The organism is Corynebacterium sp. KPL4015, assembly GCF_040225725.1.
Taxonomy (GTDB): domain Bacteria; phylum Actinomycetota; class Actinomycetes; order Mycobacteriales; family Mycobacteriaceae; genus Corynebacterium; species Corynebacterium rhinophilum.
Genome location: NZ_JBEHGF010000023.1, coordinates 18,982 through 45,170 on the forward strand (window position 1 = coordinate 18,982; position 26,189 = coordinate 45,170).

Annotated in this window: 22 protein-coding genes; 11 read left to right on the forward strand and 11 right to left on the reverse strand. The window is 59.2% G+C overall.

What is annotated here, in order from left to right; all coding sequences use genetic code 11:
- Positions 1-50: 50 nt before the first annotated feature.
- Together ABRP64_RS08890 and ABRP64_RS08895 are read right to left on the reverse strand one after the other, a co-directional pair.
- Positions 51-959, reverse strand: coding sequence for a C40 family peptidase (locus ABRP64_RS08890; protein WP_349866190.1), 909 nt, complete (start codon positions 957-959; stop codon positions 51-53).
- Positions 960-1,238 carry a chemotaxis protein gene (locus tag ABRP64_RS08895; RefSeq protein ID WP_349866191.1) on the reverse strand — a complete coding sequence of 93 codons (279 nt, stop codon included), beginning with the start codon at positions 1,236-1,238 and terminating at the stop codon, positions 960-962.
- 57 nt (positions 1,239-1,295) lie between these two features.
- Here ABRP64_RS08895 and upp point away from each other — a divergent pair, with 57 nt between their 5' ends.
- From upp to ABRP64_RS08915, 4 genes are all read left to right on the forward strand, one after another.
- Positions 1,296-1,931: a uracil phosphoribosyltransferase gene (gene upp, locus ABRP64_RS08900; RefSeq protein WP_284770107.1), complete on the forward strand. Its 636-nt coding sequence runs from the start codon at positions 1,296-1,298 to the stop codon at positions 1,929-1,931.
- A 56-nt stretch (positions 1,932-1,987) separates the two neighbouring features.
- Positions 1,988-2,350, forward strand: coding sequence for a helix-turn-helix domain-containing protein (locus ABRP64_RS08905; RefSeq protein WP_005281543.1), 363 nt, complete (start codon positions 1,988-1,990; stop codon positions 2,348-2,350).
- Positions 2,351-2,428: 78 nt separating this feature from the next.
- The gene (locus ABRP64_RS08910; protein WP_349866209.1) at positions 2,429-3,619 is read left to right on the forward strand and encodes a M20 family metallopeptidase; all 1,191 of its coding nucleotides are present in this window, start codon (positions 2,429-2,431) and stop codon (positions 3,617-3,619) included.
- A 70-nt stretch (positions 3,620-3,689) separates the two neighbouring features.
- Positions 3,690-5,117 carry an NAD(P)H-quinone dehydrogenase gene (locus ABRP64_RS08915; RefSeq protein WP_005281545.1) on the forward strand — a complete coding sequence of 476 codons (1,428 nt, stop codon included), beginning with the start codon at positions 3,690-3,692 and terminating at the stop codon, positions 5,115-5,117.
- A 9-nt stretch (positions 5,118-5,126) separates the two neighbouring features.
- Here the strand turns inward: ABRP64_RS08915 and ABRP64_RS08920 are convergent, their stop codons facing one another.
- Positions 5,127-6,440, reverse strand: coding sequence for a short-chain fatty acyl-CoA regulator family protein (locus ABRP64_RS08920; RefSeq protein ID WP_284770106.1), 1,314 nt, complete (start codon positions 6,438-6,440; stop codon positions 5,127-5,129).
- Positions 6,441-6,605: 165 nt separating this feature from the next.
- Between ABRP64_RS08920 and prpD the strand changes: the two genes are divergently transcribed.
- The 5 genes from prpD (at position 6,606) to ABRP64_RS08945 (ending at position 15,653) form a co-directional block, all read left to right on the forward strand.
- Complete coding sequence (gene prpD / locus ABRP64_RS08925; RefSeq protein WP_349866193.1) at positions 6,606-8,117, forward strand: 2-methylcitrate dehydratase PrpD; 1,512 nt, start codon at positions 6,606-6,608, stop codon at positions 8,115-8,117.
- Positions 8,117-9,049, forward strand: a complete 933-nt coding sequence (gene prpB, locus ABRP64_RS08930; protein ID WP_349866195.1) for a methylisocitrate lyase — start codon at positions 8,117-8,119, stop codon at positions 9,047-9,049. The genes prpD and prpB overlap by 1 nt, the downstream gene beginning before the upstream one ends.
- Before the next feature lie 13 nt (positions 9,050-9,062).
- The gene (locus ABRP64_RS08935) at positions 9,063-10,223 is read left to right on the forward strand and encodes a bifunctional 2-methylcitrate synthase/citrate synthase (RefSeq protein WP_284852087.1); all 1,161 of its coding nucleotides are present in this window, start codon (positions 9,063-9,065) and stop codon (positions 10,221-10,223) included.
- A gap of 545 nt (positions 10,224-10,768) precedes the next feature.
- Positions 10,769-14,200, forward strand: coding sequence for a pyruvate carboxylase (locus ABRP64_RS08940; protein WP_349866197.1), 3,432 nt, complete (start codon positions 10,769-10,771; stop codon positions 14,198-14,200).
- A 110-nt stretch (positions 14,201-14,310) separates the two neighbouring features.
- Positions 14,311-15,653, forward strand: a protein-coding gene (locus ABRP64_RS08945; protein WP_502880528.1) for an IS3 family transposase whose coding sequence is annotated in 2 segments (ribosomal slippage) — positions 14,311-14,752 and positions 14,752-15,653 — 1,344 coding nt in all. Because the reading frame shifts where the segments join, the coding sequence is not laid out codon by codon here.
- An 84-nt stretch (positions 15,654-15,737) separates the two neighbouring features.
- Here the strand turns inward: ABRP64_RS08945 and ABRP64_RS08950 are convergent.
- Together ABRP64_RS08950 and ABRP64_RS08955 are read right to left on the reverse strand one after the other, a co-directional pair.
- Positions 15,738-16,958 carry a NupC/NupG family nucleoside CNT transporter gene (locus ABRP64_RS08950; protein WP_349866199.1) on the reverse strand — a complete coding sequence of 407 codons (1,221 nt, stop codon included), beginning with the start codon at positions 16,956-16,958 and terminating at the stop codon, positions 15,738-15,740.
- A 33-nt stretch (positions 16,959-16,991) separates the two neighbouring features.
- A complete protein-coding gene (locus ABRP64_RS08955) occupies positions 16,992-17,393 on the reverse strand; it encodes a cytidine deaminase (protein WP_284770095.1) in 402 nt (133 codons plus the stop codon).
- 243 nt (positions 17,394-17,636) lie between these two features.
- On the opposite strand from ABRP64_RS08955, the gene ABRP64_RS08960 reads away from it, so the two are divergent.
- A complete protein-coding gene (locus tag ABRP64_RS08960) occupies positions 17,637-18,923 on the forward strand; it encodes a thymidine phosphorylase (protein ID WP_349866201.1) in 1,287 nt (428 codons plus the stop codon).
- Here ABRP64_RS08960 and ABRP64_RS08965 read toward each other — a convergent pair.
- From ABRP64_RS08965 to ABRP64_RS08990, 6 genes are all read right to left on the reverse strand, one after another.
- A complete protein-coding gene (locus tag ABRP64_RS08965; RefSeq protein WP_284852089.1) occupies positions 18,920-20,044 on the reverse strand; it encodes a DUF1648 domain-containing protein in 1,125 nt (374 codons plus the stop codon). The genes ABRP64_RS08960 and ABRP64_RS08965 overlap by 4 nt on opposite strands.
- The gene (locus tag ABRP64_RS08970; RefSeq protein WP_284770092.1) at positions 20,041-20,409 is read right to left on the reverse strand and encodes a GntR family transcriptional regulator; all 369 of its coding nucleotides are present in this window, start codon (positions 20,407-20,409) and stop codon (positions 20,041-20,043) included. Before ABRP64_RS08970 ends, ABRP64_RS08965 begins: the two co-directional genes overlap by 4 nt.
- An 87-nt stretch (positions 20,410-20,496) precedes the next feature.
- Complete coding sequence (locus tag ABRP64_RS08975) at positions 20,497-22,002, reverse strand: ATP-binding cassette domain-containing protein (protein WP_349866203.1); 1,506 nt, start codon at positions 22,000-22,002, stop codon at positions 20,497-20,499.
- Positions 22,003-22,159: 157 nt separating this feature from the next.
- Positions 22,160-22,627: a hypothetical protein gene (locus tag ABRP64_RS08980; protein WP_284784451.1), complete on the reverse strand. Its 468-nt coding sequence runs from the start codon at positions 22,625-22,627 to the stop codon at positions 22,160-22,162.
- A 22-nt stretch (positions 22,628-22,649) separates the two neighbouring features.
- Entirely contained in the window at positions 22,650-24,410 is a 1,761-nt protein-coding gene (locus tag ABRP64_RS08985) for an acetyl-CoA carboxylase biotin carboxylase subunit (protein WP_284852092.1), read from the reverse strand.
- Positions 24,411-24,560: 150 nt separating this feature from the next.
- On the reverse strand, positions 24,561-25,424 hold the full coding sequence (locus tag ABRP64_RS08990; protein ID WP_349866205.1) for a sulfurtransferase: 864 nt from the start codon (positions 25,422-25,424) through the stop codon (positions 24,561-24,563).
- A gap of 275 nt (positions 25,425-25,699) precedes the next feature.
- Between ABRP64_RS08990 and ABRP64_RS08995 the strand changes: the two genes are divergently transcribed.
- Positions 25,700-26,173, forward strand: coding sequence for a hypothetical protein (locus tag ABRP64_RS08995; protein ID WP_349866207.1), 474 nt, complete (start codon positions 25,700-25,702; stop codon positions 26,171-26,173).
- The last annotated feature ends 16 nt before the right edge of the window (positions 26,174-26,189 follow it).

Sequence of the window (26,189 nt, forward strand, 5' to 3'; positions counted from 1 at the left end):
TTTTAGCATACCCAACGCCCCTGCGGCCCCGCGGAATTGCCGGGCGCTTGTCAGGCAGTCGGCCGCCAAAAGCCCTTAAATTGCATGCCCATATTATTCGTCCGCAGCGGGTTGGTCTGCACGGGGTCGCCGGCCTCCACGATCTCGCCATTGCCGGAATACATCGCCACATGGCCATCCCAAACCACCAGATCGCCGGGCTGGAGTTGGTCAGCGCTGACCGGCTTGCCGATGGCCTGCTGGTCCGCCGTGCGCGGAATATCCACTCCCGCCTGGGAATAGGCCCATTGGGTAAGCCCCGAACAATCAAAACCGCCATTGCCGGTTCCGCCCCAGGTATAGGGCTGGCCCAATTGGCTTTTCGCCGCGGCAACGGCCGCCCGGCCTGCATCCGAGCCGGCTTCTGTACCCGCCGTCGGGCCTGGCGCGGGAGCAGGGGCCAGTTCTGCTGGAGGAGCCAGGGCCGTGTGCGTCGCCGCGGCAGCCGTGGCCTGCTGGGGCTGGCCCACGGCCGATTCGACCGGCCGCTGGGAGATGGGCAACAGGGCCGCGGCGGCGTTGGTGAGCTCGTCTTTCAGGCGGTTGACCCGGGCCATCGCCAAGCCAATGTGCTCGTCTATCACGGTGCGAAGCGAGGCAAGGGCCGCGGCGCGGGAGGCGGGATCGAGGGAGATTAATCCCATCGCGATTGGCGCAGCGGCCTGGATGAGCCGCGTGCCGATGCCAAAGATATCGCCGGCAGCCGCCGTAACGAGGCCGCGGGCCTGGTTAAGTACTGCGGAGATGGTCTCGTTATCGCCGGTGAGGAGATCCGCGGCGGCGATAAGTTGGGAGGCGTCACCGTGCGCGATATCCGCAAGTGGCGGTACGGCGGAGAGATCTGGGACGCGGGGAAGCTGGACATCGGGAAGCGGCGAGGGCTGCAGCGCGGCAATATTTTTAATGGCAGTAGCAAGCACTTATATCGCCGCCCCGAGTAAGTCGCGCAACGCCGCATCGGAGTCTTCCGCCTCGCGCGACATCTGGAAGGAAGACTGCGCAATATGGCTCATATCGCGGCGCAGCATGGTCATCCGCGCCCCAATATTGTCCAAGGCAGCATGGACGGCCTCATTGAACCCGGTAAAGGCCGGATCTTCGGGCAATGCCGGGTGGGGCGGGTTGTCTCCTTGCGCGTTTGAATGCAGGTCACGGGCTAAATGGCGGGCGTGGGCGGTATCGATCTGAAATGGTCTCATGCCCTATTGGACTGGCCAATGGCCCAAGTGGTTCCCAAAAAGTTTAAAGTAGTGGGCATGGATATCCACGTCGTAGACCACCCGCTTGCCGCTTCCCGCCTGACCCTGATGCGCGATGCGCGCAGCGATAACTCCGCTTTTCGCGCCGCGCTCAATGACTTGGGAACCATGCTCGTATATGAAGCCTCCCGCGAATTGGCGGTAGAAAACTTCGATTGCGAAACCCCGGTTGCCACAGCACAAGGCACCCGCCTGCAGGATCCGCCCATCATCGTGCCCATTATTCGCGCCGGGCTCGGCATGGTGGATCCCGCCCTGTCGATGATTCCTGATGCTCAGGTTGGCTTCATTGGTATGGCGCGCGATGAAGAAACCCACGAACCCGTGCCGTACTTGGAGGCGCTGCCGCAAGACCTGACTGGGCGCACCGTCTTCGTCGTTGATCCCATGCTGGCCACCGGCGGTTCCTTGTTGCACGCGTTGCGCCTCCTGGCCGCCCGCGGCGCTACCGATATCACCGCTATCTGCATGGTCTCGGCGCAAAATGGCGTGGATGCGCTGGAGGAATCGGGCCTTCCCGTCCGCCTCGTCACCGCCGCCATTGACCCCGAGCTCAATGCGGATGCCTATATCGTGCCGGGGCTTGGCGATGCTGGCGATCGCCTCTACGGGCCGCGCAATATCGATCTTTAAGCTAGTATTTCTCCCTGAAAGCCCGAAGGTGGCTTTCAAAAAGGGGGAAAAAGATCGTGAGTTTTATTCAACTAATGTGGTCGAGCTACGGCTACGGATTTTCGCAACAACTGCGCCGCGTGCGCGAGCGGCGTGGGGTATCCCAGCAAGTGCTTGCGGATATTTCGGGGGTATCGCGCAGCCAGATTTCCAACTTGGAACGCAATGAAAATGGCCTACACACCATGGCAGACCCGCAATTATCCACGGTGTACAAGCTGGCGCTGGCTTTAGAAATCCCGCCGGCGGTCCTCTTGCCGGCCGGCGGGGACGTGGTGGAGGGCCACTTGGCAGACTCCGCCGTGCTCGGGGTAGAAGATGTCGCGCCCTTTCCGCAGGACTACATCAACCAGCGGCGCTTTAGTAATGCGCGGGGCTAACCACCCTGACTTACTGAACCGCATGGTCTAGTTGTAGACTGCCTCCAAGAGATAGTCCAGCAACAGGGAGGCGTGCGCGTGATCTCGGAGTTTATTAACGAGTGGTTCGATGCTCACCGTGCGGAGGTCATCGCGTGGCGGCGCCATATCCACCGCAATCCGGAAACGGCGAACCAAGAGGTGGAAACCACCAATTACATCGCGAATATCCTTGCGGATTACGGGCTTGAGCCGCAGCGTTTCCCGCACACTGGTCTCATGGTGGATATCGGCCCAGACACGGAGCTTGGCCGCCTGGCCTTCCGCGCCGATATCGATGCCCTGCCCATCACGGAGGTAACAGGGCTGGAGTTTACTTCTGAGAAGCCCGGGACCATGCACGCGTGCGGCCACGACGTACATACCACCGTGGCGCTCGGTTTGGCCTGCGCGCTGGCGGATTTTCAGCGGGTTAATGAGCTAAAGCTGGGCGTTCGCGTCATCTTCCAGCCGGCGGAAGAAGTGTGGGTCGGCGGGGCCACCGACGTTATTTCTTGGGGTGCGTTAGAAGGCGTGCATTCCATCTTCGCCATCCACGCCGAGCCGAAGCTGCGCGTGGGGCGCATTGGCATCCGCGCCGGGGCGATAACCTCCGCAACGGACGTGGTGGAGCTCAAGATTAAAGGCCCGGGCGGGCATACCTCGCGCCCGCACCTTTCCGCGGATGTGGTCTATGCGCTGGGCAAGGTTATTACAGAGCTGCCGGCGCTGCTGTCGCGCCGCGTTGACCCGCGCACCGGCACGGTATTGGTCTTTGGCCAGGTCAATTCTGGCTACGCCCCCAACGCTATTCCGGAAACCGGCATGCTGACCGGCACGATGCGCACCGCCGATATCACCATCTGGCGCCAGATGCAGGAACTTTTCGCGGAGTTAGTGGATCAGATCCTCGCGCCGGTGGGGGTAGAACATGAATTGTCTTATAACCGCGGCGTGCCGCCGGTGCTTAACGATGACGTGGCTACCGCCATGCTCGCTTCTGCCGCACAGTCCATCGACCCGCAAGCCGTGGTTCAGGCCCCGCAGTCTTCCGGCGGGGAGGACTTTTCCTGGTATTTGGAAAAGGTACCCGGTTCCATGGCGCGCCTTGGTTGCTGGTCCGGTGAGGGGGAGCAGCACGATCTGCACATGGGCGATCTCATCGTGGATGAGCGGGCGATTGGTGTGGGCATTAAGCTTTTCGGGGCCGTCGTCGAGCAATTTATGGGGGAGAATGCGCAGGCGGACTAACGCGCTGGGGTTACCTACGGGTTAGACTCGTAGGCGACTTTAAAAGTGGAGCCTATAAAGGAGCAATTGCGTGTTGAACCAGACCAAGCGAATTGTCATCATCGGCGGTGGCCCGGCGGGCTACGAGGCAGCGCTGGCTGGCGCCAAGTACGGCGCGGAAATCACCATCATCGAAGACCAAGGCATGGGCGGCAATAGCGTGGTCTTGGACTGTGTTCCCTCCAAGTCTTTTATTGCCGGCGCTAATATTAAAACGGACTTGCGCCGCGCGGATGACATGGAGCTGAACGAGGGCATCGGCAAGGCACAGCTTTCCATCAGCGCGCTGAACCAGCGCGTGCAGGACTTGGCGGCTAAGCAATCCGGTGATATCCGCAATACCATGGATTCCCTGGGTGCCCGCGTTATCGATGGCCGCGCGCACTTCCCGGAGGATCAGCAGGCCGATGCGTTTGGTGGGCACAAGGTCACCGCGGTTTTCAATGAGGACGGCCACGAGGAGACGCTGGATGCAGACCTCGTTTTGGTGGCTACCGGCGCCACCCCGCGTATTTTGCCCGGCGCCCAGCCGGATGGCGAGCGCATCCTGACCTGGCAGCAAGTTTATAACCTCACCGAGCTGCCGGAGCACCTGATTGTGGTGGGTTCCGGTGTCACCGGTGCGGAGTTCGTATCCGCCTTTGCCGAGCTGGGTGTCAAGGTCACGATGGTGGCCTCGCGCGATCGCATTTTGCCGCACGATGATGCCGATGCCGCCGACGTCCTCGAAACCGTGCTGAGCGAGCGCGGCGTGGAGCTGGAAAAGAACTGCCGCGTGGAAACCGTTAACCGCACCGAGGACGGCAACGTGCTGGTCACCACGCAGGATGGCCGCGAGATCCACGGCTCGCACGTCATTATGTCCATTGGTTCCGTCCCGAATACCAAGGATTTGAAGCTGGAAAATGTGGGCGTGGAGACCGCGAAGTCTGGGCACATCCAGGTAGACCGCGTCTCGCGCACCAATATTGCCGGCATCTACGCCGCCGGTGACTGCTCCGATCTCTTCCCGCTTGCCTCCGTGGCCGCAATGCAGGGCCGTGTGGCGATGTACCACGCGCTCGGTGAAGGCGTCTCGCCGCTGCGCCTGAAGACCGTGGCTAACGCGGTCTTTACCCGCCCGGAGATCGCGGCGGTGGGCTTTACCCAGGCCGAAATCGAGGCCGGTGAGGTCGCCGCCCGCGCCATTACTATGCCGCTGAATACCAACCCGCGCGCGAAGATGCGCTCGCTGCAGCACGGTTTCGTCAAGCTATTCTGCCGCGCTACCTCCGGCCGCGTGATCGGTGGCGTCATCGTCGCGCCGACCGCCTCCGAGCTCATCCTGCCCATTGCAATGGCGGTGACCAACCAGCTCACGGTGAACCAGTTGGCAGATTCTTTCGCGGTCTACCCATCGCTGTCCGGCACCATCACCGAGGCCGCCCGCCGCTTGGTGGCCCACGATGACTTGGAGTAAACTTCGTTCCTAGAACGTGGAGTAGGCCTGTTCCGCAGTGCGGTTGAGCTCGACTTTGATCGGTCTATCTGCCTCCGGCAGGGCGCGTTGCGGACAGAACTCGCGGGGGCAGGCCGTGCAGCCTGGGCCAATCGGGGTGGCGGCGGACATGTCCAGGTTCAGGGCATCGGCATAGACGATGCGATCCGCCTGGGTGATATCGCAGCCTAGGCCTACCGCGAATTCCTTGCGCGGCGTACCCCAAGACTTGGCCGTTCCCTGCACGAAACGCCCGATCCACAGGTAGGCGTGGCCATCCGGCATGGCCGCGACCTGCCGGGTAATGCGGTTCGGGGTTTCAAAGGCGCGGTGGACCACCCACAGGGGGCAGGATCCGCCAGAGCGCGCGAAGTGAAAGGCAGTAGAGGACTGCCGCTTGGAAATATTGCCCGCACGGTCGGTGCGGATGAAGGAAAAGGGCACGCCCTTCAGCCCTGGGCGCTGGAGCGTGGCGAGGCGCTGCGCCGTTGTTTCAAACCCGGTTCCAAAGTAGTTGCACAGCAGATCGATATCGTAGCGGGTATCTTCTGCCATTGTGAGAAAGCGCTGGTAGGGCATGGTGACAGCCGCTGCGAAATACTGCGCAAGGCCCAGGGTGGCCAAGTCCTGGGATTCGCCTTCGGGCAGTTCAGACACGAGGTTGTCACAGATATCGCCGTAGGCCAGCAGGCAGTATTGCAGGGCCATTTCAAAGACCAATTGGGCCTCAGATAGCCCATCGCGTAGCGAGAGTTCGCGCGTATCCGGGTCGAAGCTACGCCGGGGGCCGGGCCGGGAAAAGCGCACGGTAACACCCAGGTCTTCGTGCATGCGGGAGGCCAGTCGGCCGCGGCGCAGGACGCGATCGCCCAACTGGCCGGCGAGTTCTTCTGCGAGCACATCGAGCTCGTGGATGTAGTTATGCGCGTCATAAAAGAAATCGCGCACCACTTCAAAGGGGGAGGGGTCTGCGGCAGGCGCGCGCGAGGCAATATCAACAAACCGCGGCATCAACTCGGGAAAGCGGGAGGCGAGATCCGATAGCGCTTCCTCAGAGGCATCGGGGAAGATGTGGCGGAGCTCGGTAATCGTATGGATATCGCGGTCTTCGGCGAAGTAGCTGGGGTCCACGGTAAAGCGCTGGGCTAGCTGCATTAATACGGTCACGGTCAGCGGGCGCTGGTCGTTTTCCAACTGGTTGAGGTAGCTCGTGGATAACCCCAACTTCTTCGCCATCGCCACCTGGGTGAGACCGCGTTGCTTGCGCAAAGCGTGAATCCGTGCCCCCGCATAGTGCTTGGTCATGCGTCCTCGCCCTTCCTTTACTGCCCATGCGCTGTGAAAATCACAAGTTTTGCAGATTTCACAAAAGAAGTCCGCTAATTTCCACAAACGTTACCTATAGCGTGCACCACATGCAAGCATTTACTGTGATGTGCAACGCATTCTTGATGAAGGAGGACGCAACCAGTGAAAAACCATGAGGTACGCACTCATAAATCCGCCGAGGACTTCCCGTACGAGGAGCACCTGGCGCACAAGGTGGCCGAGGTGGCCGCGGACCCCGTAGAAGTCCCGGAAGAAACCACCGAGATGATCATCAACCGCATCATCGACAACGCCGCAGTAGCTATGGCCTCCGTTGCCCGTGGCCCCGTTACATCCGCGCGAGTGATGGCAGAAGCCCACCCCGTGGACAAGGGTGGTTCCACCATTTTCGGCATCGATGGCACGTATTCCGCGGAGTGGGCCGCGCTGGCCAATGGCACCGCGGTTCGCGAGTTGGACTATCACGACACCTTCCTCGCCGCCGAATATTCTCACCCCGGCGATAATATTCCGCCGCTTCTTGCCGCAGCGCAGCACAACGGTCTGAGCGGCCGTGACCTTATCCGCGGCATCGCGACCGGCTACGAAATCCAGGTCAACCTGGTCAAAGGCATATGCCTGCACGAGCACAAGATCGACCACGTGGCGCACTTGGGGCCATCGGTAGCCGCAGGGCTTGGCACGATGTTGGGCCTGGATAAGGACACGATTTACCAGGCCGTCGGCCAGGCGCTGCACACCACCACGGCAACCCGTCAGTCCCGCAAGGGCCTGATTTCCTCGTGGAAGGCCTACGCTCCAGCCTTCGCGGGCAAGATGGCCATCGAGGCCGTTGACCGCACTATGCGCGGCGAAGGCGCCCCGGCACCTATCTGGGAGGGCGAGGACGGGTTCATCGCCTGGATGCTGCATTCGCCAGAGCGCACCTACACCGTGCCCCTGCCAGAAAACGGTGAGGCCAAGACCGCCATCCTGGATACCTACACCAAGGAACACTCCGCGGAATACCAGGCGCAGGCGCCCATCGACATGGCCTTTGCGCTGAAAAAGACGCTGGAGGATAAGGGCCTGAAGACGGCGGATATCGAGTCCATCGTGCTGCACACCTCCCATCACACCCATTACGTCATCGGTACCGGAGCGAACGATCCGCAAAAGATGGATCCGTCCGCCTCCCGCGAAACGCTGGACCACTCTGTGATGTACATCTTCGCGGTCGCGCTAGAGGATGGCGTTTGGGACCACGAAACCTCCTATTCCCCTGAGCGCTCCAACCGCCCGGAGACCATCGAGCTGTGGCAGAAGATCTCCACCGTCGAGGATCCCGAGTGGACGCGCCGCTATCACTCCAACGACCTTGAGGAAAAAGCCTTCGGCGGCAAGGCCGTTATCACCTTCAAGGACGGCATCGTCATCGAGGATGAGCGCGCCGTGGCTGACGCCCACCCGCTGGGCGCCCGCCCCTTCGCCCGCGAGCAGTACATCGCCAAGTTCAAAAAGCTTGCCGATGGCGTCGTCGACGAGGCCGAGCAAGAGCGCTTCCTCACCGCCGTGCAAGACCTAGAAAACCTCACCGATCTAACCGAACTCAACGTGCGGGTCAGCGATGAGCACCTCGCCACCGCGCCCGAGAAACCGGAGGGAATCTTCTAATGGCTGGACTATTTGGTTCTACAATCAGCAAAGCAGAAAAGCGCGCGAATTTCCGTAAATCCATCGAATCCGGATCGATCACCACGCTGCCGGGCGCGTTTAACCCGCTGACCGCCCGGCTTATCCAGGACATCGGCGGCTTCGACGGCGTCTACGTATCCGGCGCGGTGTTGGCCAATGATTTGGGCCTGCCCGATATTGGGCTGACCACCTTGACCGAGGTGGCCCAGCGCGCCGGGCAGATCGCGCGCGCTACGGACTTGCCCGTGCTTGTCGATGCCGATACCGGCTTCGGCGAACCCATGTCCGCCGCCCGCACCGTCGCCGCGCTCGAGGATGCCGGGCTGGCCGGCTGCCACCTAGAAGACCAGGTCAACCCGAAGCGTTGCGGGCACCTCGACGGCAAGGAAGTGGTGGACAAGGAGGTTATGGTCCGCCGCATCAGCGCAGCCGTCAACGAGCGTCGCGATCCTAATTTCATCATCTGCGCCCGTACCGATGCCGCCGGTGTCAATGGCATCGATGACGCCATCGACCGCGCCAAGGCCTATGCCGAAGCCGGCGCGGACCTCATCTTCACCGAGGCGCTGTATTCCCCCGCGGACTTTGAAAAGTTCCGCGCCGCCGTGGATACACCGCTTTTGGCGAATATGACGGAGTTTGGAAAAACCGAGCTGCAATCAGCGAAAACCCTCGACGGTTTGGGATACAACGCTGTGATCTGGCCAGTCTCCAGCTTCCGCGTGGCCATGGGCGCTACCGAAGAATTCCTGCGCGACTTGCAGGAAACCGGCATCCAGACTGAGTGGCTAGAGCGCATGCAGCACCGCTCCCGCCTGTACGAGCTGGTCCGCTACCAGGAATACAACGAGTTCGACCAGTCCGTATTCACCTATTCCAAAGACAACTATCAACCCACTTTTGAAAGCTAAGGAGCCAGTGACCATGTCCGATAAGAAAAACGAAACCCCAGAAATCCGCAAGGGCCTCTACGGCGTCGTCGTTGATGAAACTGCCGTTTCCAAGGTCGTTCCTGAGACCAACTCCTTGACCTACCGCGGCTACCCGGTCCAAGAACTGGCCCGCTACTGCTCCTTCGAAGAGGTTGCGTACCTCTTGTGGAATGGCAAGCTGCCGGGCCAAGAATCCCTCATCCGTTTCTCCGCGCGTGAAAAGGCATTGCGTCACCTGGACCGCCATCTCATTGACCTCATCATGTCCATGCCACAAAGCTGCCACCCCATGGACGTGCTGCGCACGGCGATTTCCTTCATCGGGGCCCAGGACGCGGAGGAATACACCAGGGACTCCGAGCACGTCCGCCGTACCGCGCTCGAACTCATGGCGAAGATCCCCACCATCATCGCGCTCGACATCCGTCGCCGCCGCGGTGAAGGCTACATCGAGCCTTCCCGTAAGAAGGGCTTTGCCGAAAACTTCCTGTGGATGGTCTTCGGCGATGAAGAAGGCTCCCCGGCGGTAAACCGCGCCGATATCGAGGCCTTTGATAAGTCCCTCATCCTTTATGCCGAGCACTCCTTCAATGCCTCGACCTTCTCGGCACGCGTGGTTACCTCCACGATGTCTGATACCTACTCCGCCATCGTCGCCGCCATCGGCGCGCTCAAGGGACCGCTGCACGGCGGCGCCAACGAGGCCGTCATGAAGAACTTCCTCGAGGTAGACGATCCTGCCAAGGCAGAGGAGTGGACCAAGAACAAGCTGGCTAATAAGGACCTGGTCATGGGCTTTGGTCACCGCGTGTACAAGAATGGCGACTCCCGCGTTCCCACCATGGAGGCCGCCTTCAAGGAGCTTGCCGAGCAGCACGACCAGACCAAGTGGATCGAGATGTACGACATCATGGCCAAGACCATGGAGGAAAACACCTCGATCAAGATCAAGCCGAACCTGGACTTCCCGGCCGGCCCTGCTTACCACATCCTCGGGTTCGATATTCAGTTCTTCACCCCGATCTTCGTCATGGCCCGCATCACCGGCTGGACTGCGCACATCGTGGAACAAAACGAGAACAACTCGCTGATTCGCCCGCTGTCCGCCTACGCCGGCGAAGACCAGCGCTCCGTTCCGCCGAAGTCCTTCTAAACACTTGGCTTCCCGCGCGGTTCGTCCCGCGGCGGACCGTGTAACCCGGGTAAGTGGAACGTAGATGCTCCCCACGCTTGCGTGGGGAGCATTTGTGCATCCCTCCTGCGGTATATCCGCATACATCTGCGTCAAATGTGCATCCTCCTACGGTATAACTGAGCAAACCGCGCCCTTAGATGTCGCATTTTCGCCTCAGATATTGCATAGGAGGATGCACATGTAGCGGCAGCGGCAGCAGATATGGCTGCAGCTGCGGCATCGGTTTCGCCTACGACTCCGGTACCGACTACGGCTGCGACTGCGACACCGACTGCAAAAAATTTGCCGGATGGAAATTTGCAGACTTTGCAGAATTGTTAGGACTGTTATTACTGGTTGGCTGGCAGAAATCGCCTAGGCGGGGTTTAAGTTGCAGGTGAGTGTAGAAAACTCCGTTTTAAAAAAGGGATGATAAAAACTATTCTGATCTCTAAACTGAGAGACGGATCACCCCAGTGGGGACGTTGCAACGCAGCGTCTTCCAAGTTGAAAGGAACACCCAAGTGGCCAATTCCGCCCTTCCATCGTTCGACAAGATTTTGGTAGCCAACCGCGGTGAAATCGCCGTGCGTGCCTTCCGCGCTGCCTTTGAAACGGGGGCGAAGACCGTCGCCGTCTATCCTCGTGAAGATCGCAACTCCTTCCACCGCGCCTTTGCGGATGAGGCAGTGCGCATTGGTGACGAGGGACAGCCCGTCAAGGCATACCTCGATATCGAGGAAATCATCCGCGCTGCCAAGAAGTCTGAGGCGGATGCTATCTATCCGGGTTACGGCTTCTTGTCCGAGCGCGCCGATTTGGCCCGCGCCTGCGAGGACAATGGCATTAAGTTCATTGGTCCTACCCCGGGCACGCTGGATCTCACCGGTGATAAATCCGCTGCGGTTAACGCTGCGAAGGAAGCAGGGCTGCCGACGCTGCAGGACTCGGAGCCGACCACGGACATCGATAAGCTGGTGGCAGACGCCGGTGACTTCAGCTTCCCAGTCTTTGTCAAGGCCGTCTCTGGCGGTGGCGGGCGCGGTATGCGCTACGTGGAATCGGAATCTGAGCTGCGCGAACGGGCGGCAGAAGCCTCACGCGAGGCCGAGGCGGCGTTTGGCGATGGCAGCGTGTACCTCGAGACCGCGGTGATTAATCCGCAACACATTGAGGTGCAGGTGCTCGCGGATTCCCAGGGCAACGTCATCCACCTTTTTGAGCGCGATTGCTCCGTGCAGCGCCGCCACCAGAAGGTCGTAGAAATCGCTCCCGCGCCATCGCTGGATTCGGAGCTGCGAGAGCGCATCTGCCAGGATGCCGTGAACTTCTGCGAGCACATCAACTATGAAGGTGCCGGCACGGTGGAGTTCCTCGTGGATGAGCGCGGCAACCACGTATTCATTGAGATGAACCCCCGCGTGCAGGTGGAGCACACCGTGACCGAGGAGGTTACCGGTGTGGACATCGTCAAGGCACAGATGAATATCGCAGCCGGGGCTTCTTTGGAAGACATCAACCTGTCGCAAGAAAATATCACCATTACCGGCTCCGCATTGCAGTGCCGCATTACTACCGAAGACCCGAATAACGGCTTCCGTCCAGATACGGGTACGTTGACTGCGTACCGCTCGCCGGGTGGCGCTGGTGTGCGCTTGGACGGTGCGACCTCCGTGGGTGCTGAGGTATCGCCCAACTTCGACTCCCTGTTGGTGAAGATGACCTGCCGCGGCACCACGTTCGAGCAGGCCGTCCACCGTGCCCGCCGCGCGCTGAACGAGTTCCACGTCTCCGGCGTGGCCACCAATATCGGCTTCCTGCGCGCGTTGCTCAATAAGTCCGACTTCGTCAATACCCGCGTCGATACCGGGTTCATTACCGATCACCCGGATCTGCTCAAGGCGCCACCGGCGGTAGATGAGTCCGGACGTATCCTGGACTACATCGCGGATGTCACCGTGAATAAGCCCAATGGTGATAGGCCCACCGCGTTGCGCCCGTTTGATAAGCTGCCGAAGTTCAATGCGGAAGAGCCGCTCCCGCGTGGTTCCCGCGATGACCTCTTGGAGCTGGGGCCGCAGAAGTACGCGGAAAAGATTCGCGCTCAAGAGCCTTTGATGGTCACGGATACGACGTTCCGCGATGCCCACCAGTCCCTGCTTGCTACCCGTGTGCGCAGCACCGCCTTGGTGTCTGCGGCAGAGGCCGTGGCGCGCCTGACCCCAGACCTCTTCTCGGTGGAGGCGTGGGGTGGTGCTACCTATGACGTGGCCATGCGCTTCCTCCACGAGGATCCCTGGGTGCGTCTTGATCTGCTGCGCGAGGCCATGCCGAACCAGAACATCCAGATGCTCCTGCGCGGGCGCAATACCGTGGGTTATACCCCGTACCCGGATTCGGTCTGCCGCTCCTTCGTGCAGGAAGCAGCCAAGTCTGGTGTGGATGTCTTCCGCATTTTCGATGCACTTAACGATGTCTCCCAGATGCGCCCTGCCATCGACGCCGTGCTCGAGACGAATACCACCGTGGCCGAGGTGGCCATGGCGTATTCCGGTGACCTTTCTTCGCCGAAGGAAGACCTCTACACCTTGGATTACTACTTGAAGCTCGCCGAGCAGATCGTAGAATCCGGCGCGTACATCCTGGCCGTTAAGGACATGGCGGGACTGTTGCGCCCAGAGGCCGCGCACACCCTGGTCACGGCGCTGCGCAAGGAATTCGACCTGCCGGTCCACGTCCACACGCACGATACCGCCGGTGGACAGATCGCTACCTACTTCGCGGCGGCGCGCGCCGGTGCCGATATTGTCGATGGCGCCTCGGCGCCGCTGGCTGGCACCACGTCGCAGCCTTCGCTTTCCGCGCTCATCGCCGCGTTCTCCAACTCCAAGCGCGATACTGGAATCGACCTGCAAGCGGTCTCGGACTTGGAGCCGTACTGGGAGGCCGTGCGCCAGCTGTACGCCCCGTTTGAAAACGGCATTCCTGGCCCGACCGGCCGCGTGTACAAGCACGAGATTCCGGGTGGTCAGCTGTCGAACCTGCGCGCGCAGGCTGTGGCTTTGGGCCTTGCGGATCGCTTCGAGGTCATCGAGGATAACTACGCCGCCGTCAACGAGATGCTGGGTCGCCCCACCAAGGTCACCCCGTCCTCCAAGGTGGTGGGTGACCTGGCGCTCCACCTCGTGGGCACCGGCGTTTCTCCGGAAGACTTCGCAGCCAACCCGACGAAGTACGATATCCCGGATTCCGTGGATCAATTCCTCCGCGGCCAGCTGGGTACCCCTCCGGGTGGCTGGCCGGAACTGCGCGATAAGGTCCTCGATGGTCGCGCCGAAACCGGCGCGCAGATTACCGATGTCCCGGCAGAAGAGCAGCCGCACTTGGAATCGGACAACTCGGATGAGCGTCGTGCGAGTCTGAACCGCCTGCTTTTCCCCAAGCAGTTCGAGGAATTCAACGAGTTCCGCCGCAAGTACGGCAATACCGAGGCGCTGACGGATACGACCTTCTTCTACGGCCTGACCGAAGGCGAAGAAAAGGTGGTGCACTTCTTCCCAGAAGATTCCACCGATCGCTCCGACCTTAAGCAGATCGTGGTGCGCCTCGATGCTGTGGGTGAGCCGGATGAGAAGGGCATGCGCAATGTCGTGCTCAACGTCAACGGCCAAATCCGCCCGATGAAGGTGCGCGATGAAAACGCCGAGTCCACTGTGGCTACGGTGGAGAAGGCGGACCCGTCCAATGACGGTCACGTAGCGGCCCCGTTCGCCGGTGTGGTCAACCCCACGGCAGAGCCAGGCGACGAGGTCAAGGCCGGCGATCAAGTCGCGGTCATCGAGGCTATGAAGATGGAAGCCTCCATTTCCGCCACCAAGGATGGTGTGGTGGACCGCGTGGCCATTGGCCAGGCCACCAAGGTGGAAGGCGGCGACCTCATCGCCGTAATCAAGTAGCGGCGCCGCCTAGCACAGACGTGTAAATCCCCTCCCGGCTTGGATGAATGAACTGCTCCCCATTAGTTGGACTGAGAAATCAGTTACCGACTAGTGGGGAGTAGTTTTCTTTGAGAGTACGAAGTTCGTTGAGCGAATATCAGCGCGAGCGGTTGGTGGAGTGTTTCGAGCAGGGCATGGGGTGTAAAGCAGCTGCCAATGCTCTCGGGGTCTCCAGACACGCCGTGCGGAGTCTCTACCGTCGGTTTGTGCTGCGTGGCAGGCTATGTCTTGTGGAGAAACCGACTAAGCAGCATTACCCCTTCGAGGTGAAGAAGGAAGTTGTCGAGCGCTACCTTGCCGGCGAGACAAGAATGGATCTTGCCCGCGAGTTTGGACTGTCGTCAGACCTGCTCGTCAAAGACTGGGCGTGGAAATGGCGCAAAGACGGCGTTGAGGCGTTGAAACCGAAATCGAAGGGCAGGCCTAAAGGCTCGGCCGCACCGAAGCGGCTTACAGAAGAAGACAAGCTGCGCCGCCAGATCGCACGGTTGGAAGCTGAAAACGCTTATCTAAAAAAATTGCGGGACTTGAGGAATCAGGGACACGCCTGAAAGTTCAGGCGATCGTCATCCTCAAGTCTCACCACCGCTTAGAGTACCTCCTAGAGGCAGCAGGTATCCCACGGTCGACATTCTTCTATCACCAGAAACGACTCAGCGAGCCAGATAAGCACGCTGCGATCAAGGACGCGATCCTAGAAAGCTTCGAGGCTAACAAGCATCGCTACGGCTACCGGCGGGTGTTGCTGGACCTGCGTAACAAGGGCTGGGTGGTCAATCACAAACTCGTCTACAAACTCATGCGTCAGATGGGTCTTCGAGCCAAGATCCGCCAACGCAGGCCGTATGTTTCCTACGCAGGAACTATAAGCCACATCGCTGACAACAAACTCGACCGCAAATTCACCCCAGACACGCCAAACACCGTCTTTGTCAGCGACGTCACCGAGTTCAGGGTCGCAGGCCGAAAAGTGTATTTGTCACCGGTGATGGACTTGTTCGACCGCTCAATCGTTGCTCACACCGTGGCCACATCGCCGACGGCAGCGTTTACTGCCGATTCTTTGTCCAAGACGATCGCAGCCTGTGCACCGAAGCCTGGGTGGATGATGCACACCGATCAAGGATTCCAGTACCAGCATTCCTCCTGGCGTAACCTGATCGGTGACAACGGTGGTGTTCAGTCGATGTCGCGTAAAGCCAACTGCTACGACAATGCAGTAATGGAGAACTTCTTCGGGCACGTAAAGACCGAGATGTACCACGGGGAAGTCTTCGACACCGTCGAAGACTTCAACCAAGCGATCGACGAGTACATCCAGTGGTACAACACCGAACGCATCCAACAACGACTCAAGGGCCTGACCCCGATGCAATATCGGAATCAGACCCTTGAACCCCTCATCACCTAGAATTAAACCAGTCCAACTTTCGGGGGCCAGTTCAGAATTTCCAGCTAGGAGGGGATTTCTACGTTTGAAGGGTAGCGCGCCAGGCTAGAGAACCATTGGCGCCACGATGACGCCGACGATGGCGGCGTTGAGCATATTAGTAAGGAAGCCGCCGAAGAGCGCGCGTGGGCCAAGCTTGGCCACTTCACCGCGGCGCTCCGGAATGAGGCCGCCGATAGAGCCAATCTGAATACCAATGGAGGACAGGTTGGCAAAGCCAGCGAGGGCGAAGGAGGAGATCAAGATGGCCTTATCGCTGAGCTCATCGACGCTTTCACCAAAAGCGGTGTAGCCAACGAACTCATTGAGGATGGTCTTTTGACCGATGAAGTTACCCACCTCGAGGGCCTCGTTCCACGGCGTACCGATAAGCCAAGCCACGGGGGCGAAGATGATGCCGAAGAGGCCTTCGAGCGACCAGTTATCTTGACCGAAGAGGGAACCAATGCCGCCGAGGATGGCAGAGAGCATCACGATCGAGGCGATGAAGGCGATGAGCAAGCAGGCAACCGAGATGGCGATCTTACCGCCGGCCATGGCACCGCTACTGATGGCGTCAATGATGTTTTTAGATTCGGTATCGCGGACGTCTTTAACGGTGGCGTCGAGGTTCGTCTCTTCCGTCTCTGGCATAAGGCCCTTGGCGACGAGCAGGGAGCCCGGCGCATTCATGAGCGATGCGGCGAGCAAGTATTCCAGGGGCGCGCCCAAGAGCGAATAGCCGATCAACGTGGATCCGGCCACGGAGGCAAAGCCGCCGACCATACAGGTATAAAGCTCGGATCGGGTGAGCTTGGGAAGGTAGGGTTTAATCACCAGTGGGGCCTCGGATTGCCCGAGGAAGATCACGGTGGTGGCCCAGACGGATTCCACCTTGGAGGTGCCCATGAGCCACTTGATGGCGGAGCCGACGTATTCCACGAAGTACTGGATAACCCGGAGGTAGTACAGGGCGGCGATGATGGCACCCAAGAAGATGATCACGGGCAGTACATTGAGGGCAAAGACGAAGTCGTCACCGAAGAGTCCACCGAAGACGAATTGGGTGCCCTCGTTGGTAAATTCCGTGAGCTTTGTCAGCCCATTGGCGATGCCCTTGAGGGCTTTGAATCCAGGATCCCACGCGAGGACTAAGAAACAGAAGACCACCTGCAGGACAAGGCCCACACCAATGGTGCGCCACTTGATATTTTTACGCGAGCTCGACAGGACGTAGATCACTGCAAGAATGGCAATGATGCCGAGCAATCCTTGTAAGCGTTCCATATTTTCTGACCGTTCTTTGAAGGGACTTTTTAGTTAGAGTGACTCTGGGCCAAAGGAATGGGGGAGGATCTCGGCAAAGTCATGGCTACGGGGCTTTCCATCTACGGAAACGATGACGCGCTCGCAGTTAAACTCCCGCAGGACCTGGCGGCAGGCGCCACAAGGGTAGCAAGGTGCAGACTTTAAGCCGATAATAGCGACGGCTTTAATCTGCGGAATGCTGGGCAAGTGGCCATCGGTAGCCGTCACGTCGGCGGTGGTGACCACGTGGGCGGCGGCATTGCGCTCGGCGCAAATGCCTAGCGGGCTGGAGGCGTTTTCGACATTGGAGCCGGTGACAATGCGGCCATCGGCAAGCAGCAAAGCCGCACCGACTGGGAAAGAGGAATAAGGCGCCCAGGCGTGGTGGGCTGCTTCTTCTGCGAGGCTGAGCAATTCGGCATCGGTAGGGGGGGCGAATCCGGGGTGGCGTTCATTGCGGTATGGACTTTCTTTCTACGGGGGAAGAGAGATTGGGTTAATCCTCTATTAGAACAAAAAGAAAAACACTCATTGACATCTGTTCTATAGGGAATGATAATTGGACGTGGTGGAGTGTACAACCACTATATATAGTGTGGTAAATCACATCATGTGCTTGTATGTTTCGGTGTCCAAATCATTACAGGAGGAGTCGTCATGGCTGAGAAATTCGATGCGGTAGATGTTATTCGTACCAAGCGCGACAAGGGGGTATTTAGCCCGGAGGAAATCGATTGGGTCATCGATGCCTATACGCGCGGGGTCGTGGGCGATGAGCAGATGACCGCACTCAACATGGCGATTTTCCTCAACGGCATGAACCGCGAGGAAATCTCGCAGTGGACTAAGGCGATGATTGCCTCCGGTGAGACGATGAGCTTTGAGTCCTTGTCCAAGAAGACCGCGGACAAGCACTCCACCGGTGGCGTTGGCGATAAGATCACGCTGCAGCTCGCGCCTCTCGTTGCCGCCTTTGGCGTGGCGGTCCCGCAGCTTTCTGGCCGCGGCTTGGGCCACACCGGTGGCACCCTGGACAAGCTGGAAGCCATCCCGGGCTGGCAGGCGGATATTTCCAATGAGCGATTGATGGAAATCCTGGAGGATCCGGGCTGCATCATCTGCGCGGCAGGCTCTGGACTAGCGCCCGCGGACAAGAAGATCTATGCCCTGCGCGATATCACCTCCACCGTTGAGGCCATTCCGCTTATTGCTTCCTCCATCATGTCGAAGAAGATCGCGGAAGGTACCTCGTCGCTGGTCCTCGATGTCAAAGTGGGCTCCGGCGCCTTTATGAAGGATGAGACCTTGGCCCGCGAGCTGGCGCAGACCATGGTGGACTTGGGCAATGATGCCGGCACCGCCACCACTGCACTGTTAACGGATATGTCCACCCCTTTGGGCCGCAAGGTGGGCAACGCGCTCGAAGTTGAAGAATCCGTCGAGGTCCTAGCCGGCGGCGGGCCAAGCGATGTCGTCGAGCTGACCCTGGCACTTGCGCGCGAGATGCTGGAAGCAGCTGGCGTGCACGATGCCGACGTGGAAAAGGCGCTCAAGGATGGCCGCGCTATGGACAAGTGGAAGCAAATGATTAAGGCACAGGGCGGCGACCCAGACGTCAAGCTTCCTGTGGCGACGCATACCCACGATGTCATTGTTGAATCCGATGGCTACCTGACCGAACTCGATGCCCTGTCCGTCGGTGTAAGCTCCTGGCGCTTGGGCGCGGGCCGCGCGCGGAAGGAAGACCCAGTACAGGCGACCGCGGGCATCGAATTGCACGCAGTCAAGGGTGAGAAGGTATCTAAGGGTCAAAAGCTTTTCACCCTGCACACGGAGACTCCGGAGCGCTTCGAGCGTTCCCTCGAGACTTTGCAGCAGAGCTTTAAGATTACGGACGCCCCGCTGGATAAGGAGCGCCAGATCATCCTGGACCGCATTGGTTAAATCAGAATTAACGGAAGCGCAATCGACCCGATGATGATGATCGCCATGACGGCGAGGAAGACCTTCGCCTGCCACGTGGCGTAGTTGAAGGACACTCCGACGCCTAGGCGCTTGTCCACCAGCACCGCTGGGTCATCGGGATTGTAGTACAGGATCCCCCACTTATAATGCTCGTCATTATCGGGGGATTCTTTGTCGCTATCCGGAAATTTCACCCCGCGCAGCTGTTCCTCGAGCTGCGATTGGGCGCGCAGGATCATCGCCACGATGGCTATGGTGCCGCTAATGGTCATCACCACCATGGTGATAAAGGAGAGCCCAGCCAGGTCCTGGTAGCCGGGTACTGGGCTGGTGATCTGTATAAACGACAGCCCGAGAGACATGAGAAGCAGCAGGGTGCCCATCGCTTCGTTGGAGGCTGCAAGGTTTGCTTGATTCCGTAGCCGCGCCTTGATGGAGCGCTCCGAGCGTGGCTGAACCGCGGTGCGTTGGATAAGCCAGCAGATGCCGGCGAAAAGCAGCCATACTCCCAGCGCGATGAACGTGATGAAAAAGACGCTGCCGATGGATTTATCGCTCCAGCTATCGGGCTCCATAGAGTCATCCCAGTGTACTGGGACGGGATCGGGGATATCGGACCAGTGGGCAGCGACGATGAGCGCGCCGGCGATGATGACCAACAAGGAACCTAGCATGGTGAGCCAGGGAAAAGATGGGGTTGGTACATCAATATCCTGCACAGCGTCGGCGTCTCGCCCCGCTACTCGGGCACTGACCGCGGTTTCTACCCCGTCGAACCAGCCACCGTCCTTCTTAGCCGCGATGATGTGGCGGCGCTGCGAGAGATAGGCCCACGTGCTGCCGATAATGACCAACAGGGAAGACAAGGCCGCCACCCATGAATGGTTAACGTAGAAAAGCGAGATAACCGTCGCGGCGATGCCCACAATCCACGTCCGGGTTTTGAAACCGGAAATTGCGTCGACCACAACCGGATCAGAAAGGTGGCTTTGGGGAACGCGAACGCCGAGCGGGGCACCTTGTGCCGCCAGCGCCGGGATTGTGGTCATTATCCACGTTATGGCCAGCGTAGTGGCGGCCATGAGGATGGTGAGAATCATGATAGCTCCTTCAGTGTGGAGTCGAGATAGCCGTGGAGCTCATCGGTGGAAAAGCCCTGGGCGCGGGCAAGCGCCGCCACGCGGTGAAGGCGTTGCCGTACCTGCTGTTCTTGCGCCGCGGTGTGCGCGCCGAGTCGAACGATTGACCCCGACCGGCCCGCAGTTTCGACGAGGCCATCAGCCACGAGCAGGTCATAGGCGTGTTTCACGGTGGCTGGGTTGATGCCAATATCCGCGGCGACATGGCGCACGGGATCGAGCTTTTCGCCAGCAAGCAGTTGCCCGCGGGCGATGGCCAACACGAGTTCATCGTGAATTTGCTGGAAGACCGGCACATCCGTGTCAGGGTTGAGAGTGATGAGCATGAGCTACCTCCTTCCACTATTTTTTGTACTACTAATAGTAGCACAATCTGTGTCAGTAAAAGTAATACAGAATGGAGGCTAAGATACCTAGATATGAACCTGCGAGGTTAAGTTGAGTTCCTTGCAGAAACCCTCATCGTGGCTGACCAACAAGTATGCGCCCTCGTAGGACTCAAGAATCTGCACGAGCCACTTTATGGTGGTGATATCCAAATTATTGGTGGGCTCATCAAGCAAGAGGAATTGAGGGCTGGGCTCGGCCAAAAGCACCCGGGCAAATTCCGCGCGGAAGCGTTCGCCGCCGGATAGCTGGCCGGTGCGGCGGTGCACTTGGTCATCGCGAAATAGTAGCTGTGCCAGTTGATCGCGGATGAATTGTGGGTGAGCCGTGGGATTGGCCTCCGTGACCATTTCTAAGATTGTGCGATCTTCTGGCAGGGTGATTTTCTGCCGCAAGTATCCACAGTCCAAGCTGTACTCAACGTCACCGCGCGCAACCTTATTAAGGAATGTGGTTTTCCCGCTGCCATTTGGCCCCATGAGACGTACATGTTCAGGACCGGTTAAGTCTACGATGCTGCTGGTGAGCACGCGGGTGCCATTGGGCAGCTGCGTGCCCGGGAGATCAAGGTGTACGTGCTCGTCCGGGCGGATTTTATGTTGCGCAGCTTGATAGGCAGCAAATGCTTCCTTTACCGAACCCGCTGCCTGAGCTGAGCGCTTAGCCGCGGTATTTTGGGAGCGATTCTTGTCGTTGCCCATTGCCATCCCGGGCTTTCGGCGGTTGTGCGAGAAGGCTTTGCCGCGGCGATTGTCCCGGGAAATGCGCACCTGCATCGCCTCGCGCTCGCGCACTTGCTTACGGTGTTCGGCTTTGGCCTCGCGCGTTTCTGCTTCGGCAGCGCGCTGTTCGGTTTCTATGGCCTCCCGGTAGGCGTGATAATTTCCGGAAAATAACCGCAAACGTCCCGCGTAGAGTTCTGCAATGTGCTCGACATGGGAGAGCAGGTCTAGGTCATGGGAGATGACGAGCATGGGCGTAGAAGAACTGGAAATAAGCTCGGTGACCTTGGTTTTTCCTGCTGCGTCCAAGTTATTGGTCGGCTCATCGAGGATAACAAAGTCTGGGTGATCAAAAAAGGCGGCGTTTAGCGCGATGGTGACCGCTTCGCCCCCGGAAATCGTGCCGATGGTGCGATCTAGCGGGTGGGCAACGCCTGCGTTATGGAGGCAGGCATGAATCCTGTCTTCGATATCCCAGTCGTTGCCAATGGTTTTCAGCAGTTCCTCGGAGTAATTTCCCGCTTCAAGTGCGTGGAGCGCGGCAATCTTTTCCGCTGCGCCAAAAACGTCGGCGATGGTTAAAGAGTCATGTAGACCAAGATCTTGGTCTAGGTACGTGACTTCTGGTGCCGAGAATGTGCCCGAGGATGGTGCGATCTGGTGGGGCAGGACCTTAGCAAGGGTTGATTTTCCGGATCCATTATCGCCAATCATCCCAGTAGCCGAGTCAGGGATTGTTGCGGAAAGTTGAGAAAAGCAGGGCGTGCCGTCTGGCCAGGACAGGCTGAGTTGAGAAAGAGAAATCGGCATGAAGAATCCACCTTTAAAGAACGAGTGTGCAAGGTACGTCGTACTAGGCGGAAATCTTCATAGCCCTTAACGATAGCAGCTGTGGTGCAGAACACAAGGTCTTCGTTGAAATTTATCTCCTGCAGGCCTTGGACGCCTGCAGGAGATTGGGGCCAGATTAAAAGCGGCGGAAGAACTTACCCGAGGTGAGTTCCTCGAAGCCAGGTAGCGGCGTGGCAGACGCGATGCCGGGGGCGGTTTGCTCGGCCGCGAGGTCTATAGCGTTGGCAACCAGCAGGTCGTGGGCACGGGAAGCCTCGTCGCTGGTGCCGTCGGTGCCGTCGGTGGCGACGATGAGCTCTGGGATGTCCTCGGGATCGAAGGGGGTGAGCCAAGTGGCATCGTCAAGCGGGTCAGCATCCGGATCGCCGAGGAAGGCTGGGCCTTTCGTTGCGGCGGGGTAGTAGCGCAGGAGCGCGGCTCCCACGGGTTCTATGGTTGGATCTTCGTTGGCGGCAAGGGGCAAGGCGATGACGCCGCCATCGACGATGGGGGACCAGTCCGCGATATAGGAGGGGAAGAGGCCCGCAAGGTAGTCGCGGTCCTCTTCCTTGGCCAAGCGAACACCAAGAGAAGAATCAGTCATTCTTCCAGGTTAGCTGGCATGGTTACTTAATTTCCAGCAGCTGCGCGCCCTTGGTGGTGGACGCGCCAGCCTCGACCGCCAGGCCGGTTACGGTGCCGGACTTGTGGGCCTTGACGGGGTTTTCCATCTTCATGGCCTCAAGGACCATGACGATATCGCCCTCTTCTACCTCTTGGCCCTCTTCCACGTTGACCTTGATGACTGTGCCCTGCATCGGTGCGGTTACGGCATCACCGGACACTGCGGCCTTGGCACCGGCACCCTTGCGCTTTTTCCGCTTGCGCGCGCCGGTAATGCCAAAGGTGGCGGGCAATGCTACCTCGATGCGGCGGCCATCGATTTCCACGGTGTGGACCTGGGAGGCCTCGGGCGCGCCGGCTTCCGCATCGGTGGAATCATCGTGCGGCGTCAGCTGGTTATCCCAGGCCTCCTCAATCCACTTGGTGTAGACATCGAAGGAGCCGTTTTCCGCGGTAAAGGCGGGATCGGCGACGATGGCCCTGTCAAAGGGCAGCACGGTGGGCAGGCCCTCAACCTGGTATTCAGACAGGGCGCGGGCAGAGCGTCGCAGGGCGGTTTCGCGGTCCGGACCCCAGACAATGAGCTTGGCCAGCATGGAATCGAATTGCCCGCCGATGACGGAGCCCTCGATGACGCCCGAATCCACGCGCACACCTGGGCCGGCCGGCTCGGAGTACTTGACGATGGTGCCAGGGGCAGGCATAAAACCGGCCGCGGCGTCTTCGCCGTTGATGCGGAACTCAAAGGCATGCCCGCGCGGCGTTGGGTCCTCGCTTAGCGAAAGCTCTTCGCCCTGCGCAATCCGGAATTGCTCGCGCACGAGGTCCAGCCCGGTGGTTTCCTCAGAAACGGGGTGCTCCACCTGCAGGCGGGTATTGACCTCGAGGAAGGAAATCAGGCCATCGGCACCGACCAAATACTCCACGGTGCCGGCGCCACAGTAGTCAGCCTCACGGCAAATGCGCTTGGCGGATTCGTGGATGGAGGCGCGCTGCTCGTCGCTTAGGAAAGGCGCCGGTGCCTCCTCTACGAGCTTTTGGAAGCGGCGCTGCAGGGAGCAATCACGCGTGCCGACGACCACAACATTGCCGTGCTTATCCGCCAAGACCTGGGCCTCAACGTGGCGGGCCTTATCGAGGTAGCGTTCGACAAAGCACTCGCCGCGGCCAAAGGCAGTGGTGGCCTCGCGGGTAGCGGATTCAAAAAGCTCCGGAATCTCTTCAGTGGTGTGTGCCACCTTCATGCCGCGGCCGCCGCCACCAAATGCCGCCTTGATGGCTACGGGCAAGCCGTGCTCATCCGCGAAGGCTTTGACCTCGTCTGCGTTGGCTACCGGGTCCTTGGTGCCGGGGGCCATGGGGGCTTCGGCCCGCTCGGCGATGTGGCGGGCGGTGACCTTATCGCCCAACGCGCGGATGGATTGGGGAGGCGGTCCAATCCAGGTCAGGCCGGCATCGATAACCGCCTGGGCAAAATCGGCATTCTCGGACAAGAAACCATAGCCGGGGTGGATGGCATCCGCGCCGGATTTGTGGGCGGCATCCAGAATCTTGTCAAAGACAAGATAAGAATCCGCAGAGGTAGAACCGCCGAGGGCAAAAGCTTCATCTGCCAGCGTGACGAATGGTGCCTGCGCGTCCGGCTCGGCATAAACGGCGACTGAGGAGATCCCGGCATCGCGAGCAGCACGAATAACGCGTACGGCGATCTCACCTCGGTTCGCTACGAGAACCTTGGAGATCTTCTTGGTTTCTACTGCCACGGCAGTAACCTCCTGAATACACTTCGTTCACTACGGGATCTATTGTTGCACACCAAAAAATAAAGTCGTCCGTTTAGCAATGATCGTTACGTTTAAACAAAAATAAACCCACATCGCCGTGATGTGGGTATTTATTAGCCCAACGAAAATCTACTTTTCAATCGGCATATTGACCATGTTGCCCCACTCGGACCATGACCCATCGTAGACCTGCGCCTTTTTAAAGCCCAAAAGGTAGGTGAGCACGAACCACGTGAACGCGGCCTGCGCGCCCACATGGGAATACAAAATGGTGTGGGTATCAGGCTCCAGCATGCCGTAGTTGACCTTCAGGTCATCAACGTTGCGGAAACAGGAGTTGGGGTACGTTGCGCGATCCCATTCCAAGTTGATTGCGCCCGGAATGTGTCCGTGGCACATGGTCGTGCCATAAGGCGAGTTTCCATTCGGGTCGAACTCCGTCGCCTCACCCGCGAATTCTTCCGGCGGCCGGGTATCAACCAGGGAGCCGGTTGCTTCGCGTATGTCGGCGACAAAGGCGCGCAGGAGGGAATCGTCTCGGGTTACCTCGGGATAGTCGGACTCGGGGAATTCTGGGACCATGAAGGAGGTATCGCGCTCCTCTGACATCCACGCATCGCGCCCGCCATCGAGGAGGCGAACGTCCTTGTGGCCAAAGAGGGTAAACACCCACAGTGCGTAGGCCGCCCACCAATTGGACTTATCGCCGTAAAGGACAACGGTATCATCCTCGTGGATGCCCTTTTCCCGCATCAAGCGGGTAAATTCCTCACCGTTGATAAAGTCACGCGTCAGCGAGCTCAACAGCTCAGTACGGAAATTGATCCGCGTCGCCGTGGGAATGTGTCCGATATCGTACAAAAGGGAGTCTTCATCGACCTCGATGACGCGTAACCCTTTAATGCCCAGGCGCGCGGACAGCCACGGAGCGGAGACAAGCCGCTCTGGGTGCGCATATTGCTGGAATGGGGGATAGGGGTCTACTTCTGCCACTGCCCGCCTACCTTTCTGATAAAACTATATTTTTCGCTCCCACCACTTTAACTCGAATTTTCCCGATTTATCACTTTGGAGTAGTGAAAGTGGTTTTCCCTACATAATTCGTTTGGAATGAATCGACCGGTAGGAGCCGCGACGCTGCGATGGGGTGAGCCGCCTCGGAGATGGATAAATTTTAGGTTGACACTGTAACCTGCTTAGTGGCCCCACGAATCAGTGTCGTGGGACACTTTCCTACCTACCCTGACTACAACTAAAAGGACCAGATAATGGCTGAAAACGACCGCATTTCTGACTCCCCTCAAAGCTTTACGCCCCGTGATTTTTCGGAACAACCCCGTCAGAACGCTGAAACTCCTGAATCTTCCGTTCCTGAATCACAGGACGAGCAGGCGCAGAAAAATAGTGGACAGGAGCCTCGTGCTCAGGAGACCAAAGAACCTGATACGTCTGCTGAGAATGCGGCTTCAATGCCTAGCGGCGATCAGCCTGCAGGTGCTGGTTCGGACAAGCCCGGCCCCCAGGATTTTCAATCGTCCGCAGCAGGTGTAGAGTCCGCACCGCAGGACTACAAATCTGCTGCTGGTTCGGAGCCCTCGTCCGCAAACTCCGCAGAAAATAACCACCGGCCGGCTAACGATGCTGGGCCAGACGCTGGGTGGGGCACGGGACAACAATCACAGGGCCCGACCCCCGGAAAGTGGACACATCGGGGGCTAGCTATGCTGCTGTGGTCAGTATAGCCGAAGTCTCGGCTTC

Excerpts from the sequence above, each read along its gene's own strand:
- ABRP64_RS08975 (WP_349866203.1), bottom strand. The coding sequence starts at position 22,002 with ATGCCGATTTCTCTTTCTCAACTCAGCCTGTCCTGGCCAGACGGCACG.
- ABRP64_RS08980 (WP_284784451.1), bottom strand. The coding sequence starts at position 22,627 with ATGACTGATTCTTCTCTTGGTGTTCGCTTGGCCAAGGAAGAGGACCGC.
- ABRP64_RS08960 (WP_349866201.1), top strand. The coding sequence starts at position 17,637 with ATGGCTGAGAAATTCGATGCGGTAGATGTTATTCGTACCAAGCGCGAC.
- upp (WP_284770107.1), top strand. The coding sequence starts at position 1,296 with ATGGATATCCACGTCGTAGACCACCCGCTTGCCGCTTCCCGCCTGACC.
- ABRP64_RS08995 (WP_349866207.1), top strand. The coding sequence starts at position 25,700 with ATGGCTGAAAACGACCGCATTTCTGACTCCCCTCAAAGCTTTACGCCC.
- ABRP64_RS08970 (WP_284770092.1), bottom strand. The coding sequence starts at position 20,409 with ATGCTCATCACTCTCAACCCTGACACGGATGTGCCGGTCTTCCAGCAA.
- ABRP64_RS08920 (WP_284770106.1), bottom strand. The coding sequence starts at position 6,440 with ATGACCAAGCACTATGCGGGGGCACGGATTCACGCTTTGCGCAAGCAA.
- ABRP64_RS08965 (WP_284852089.1), bottom strand. The coding sequence starts at position 20,044 with ATGATTCTCACCATCCTCATGGCCGCCACTACGCTGGCCATAACGTGG.
- ABRP64_RS08935 (WP_284852087.1), top strand. The coding sequence starts at position 9,063 with ATGTCCGATAAGAAAAACGAAACCCCAGAAATCCGCAAGGGCCTCTAC.
- ABRP64_RS08895 (WP_349866191.1), bottom strand. The coding sequence starts at position 1,238 with ATGAGACCATTTCAGATCGATACCGCCCACGCCCGCCATTTAGCCCGT.
- prpB (WP_349866195.1), top strand. The coding sequence starts at position 8,117 with ATGGCTGGACTATTTGGTTCTACAATCAGCAAAGCAGAAAAGCGCGCG.
- ABRP64_RS08950 (WP_349866199.1), bottom strand. The coding sequence starts at position 16,958 with ATGGAACGCTTACAAGGATTGCTCGGCATCATTGCCATTCTTGCAGTG.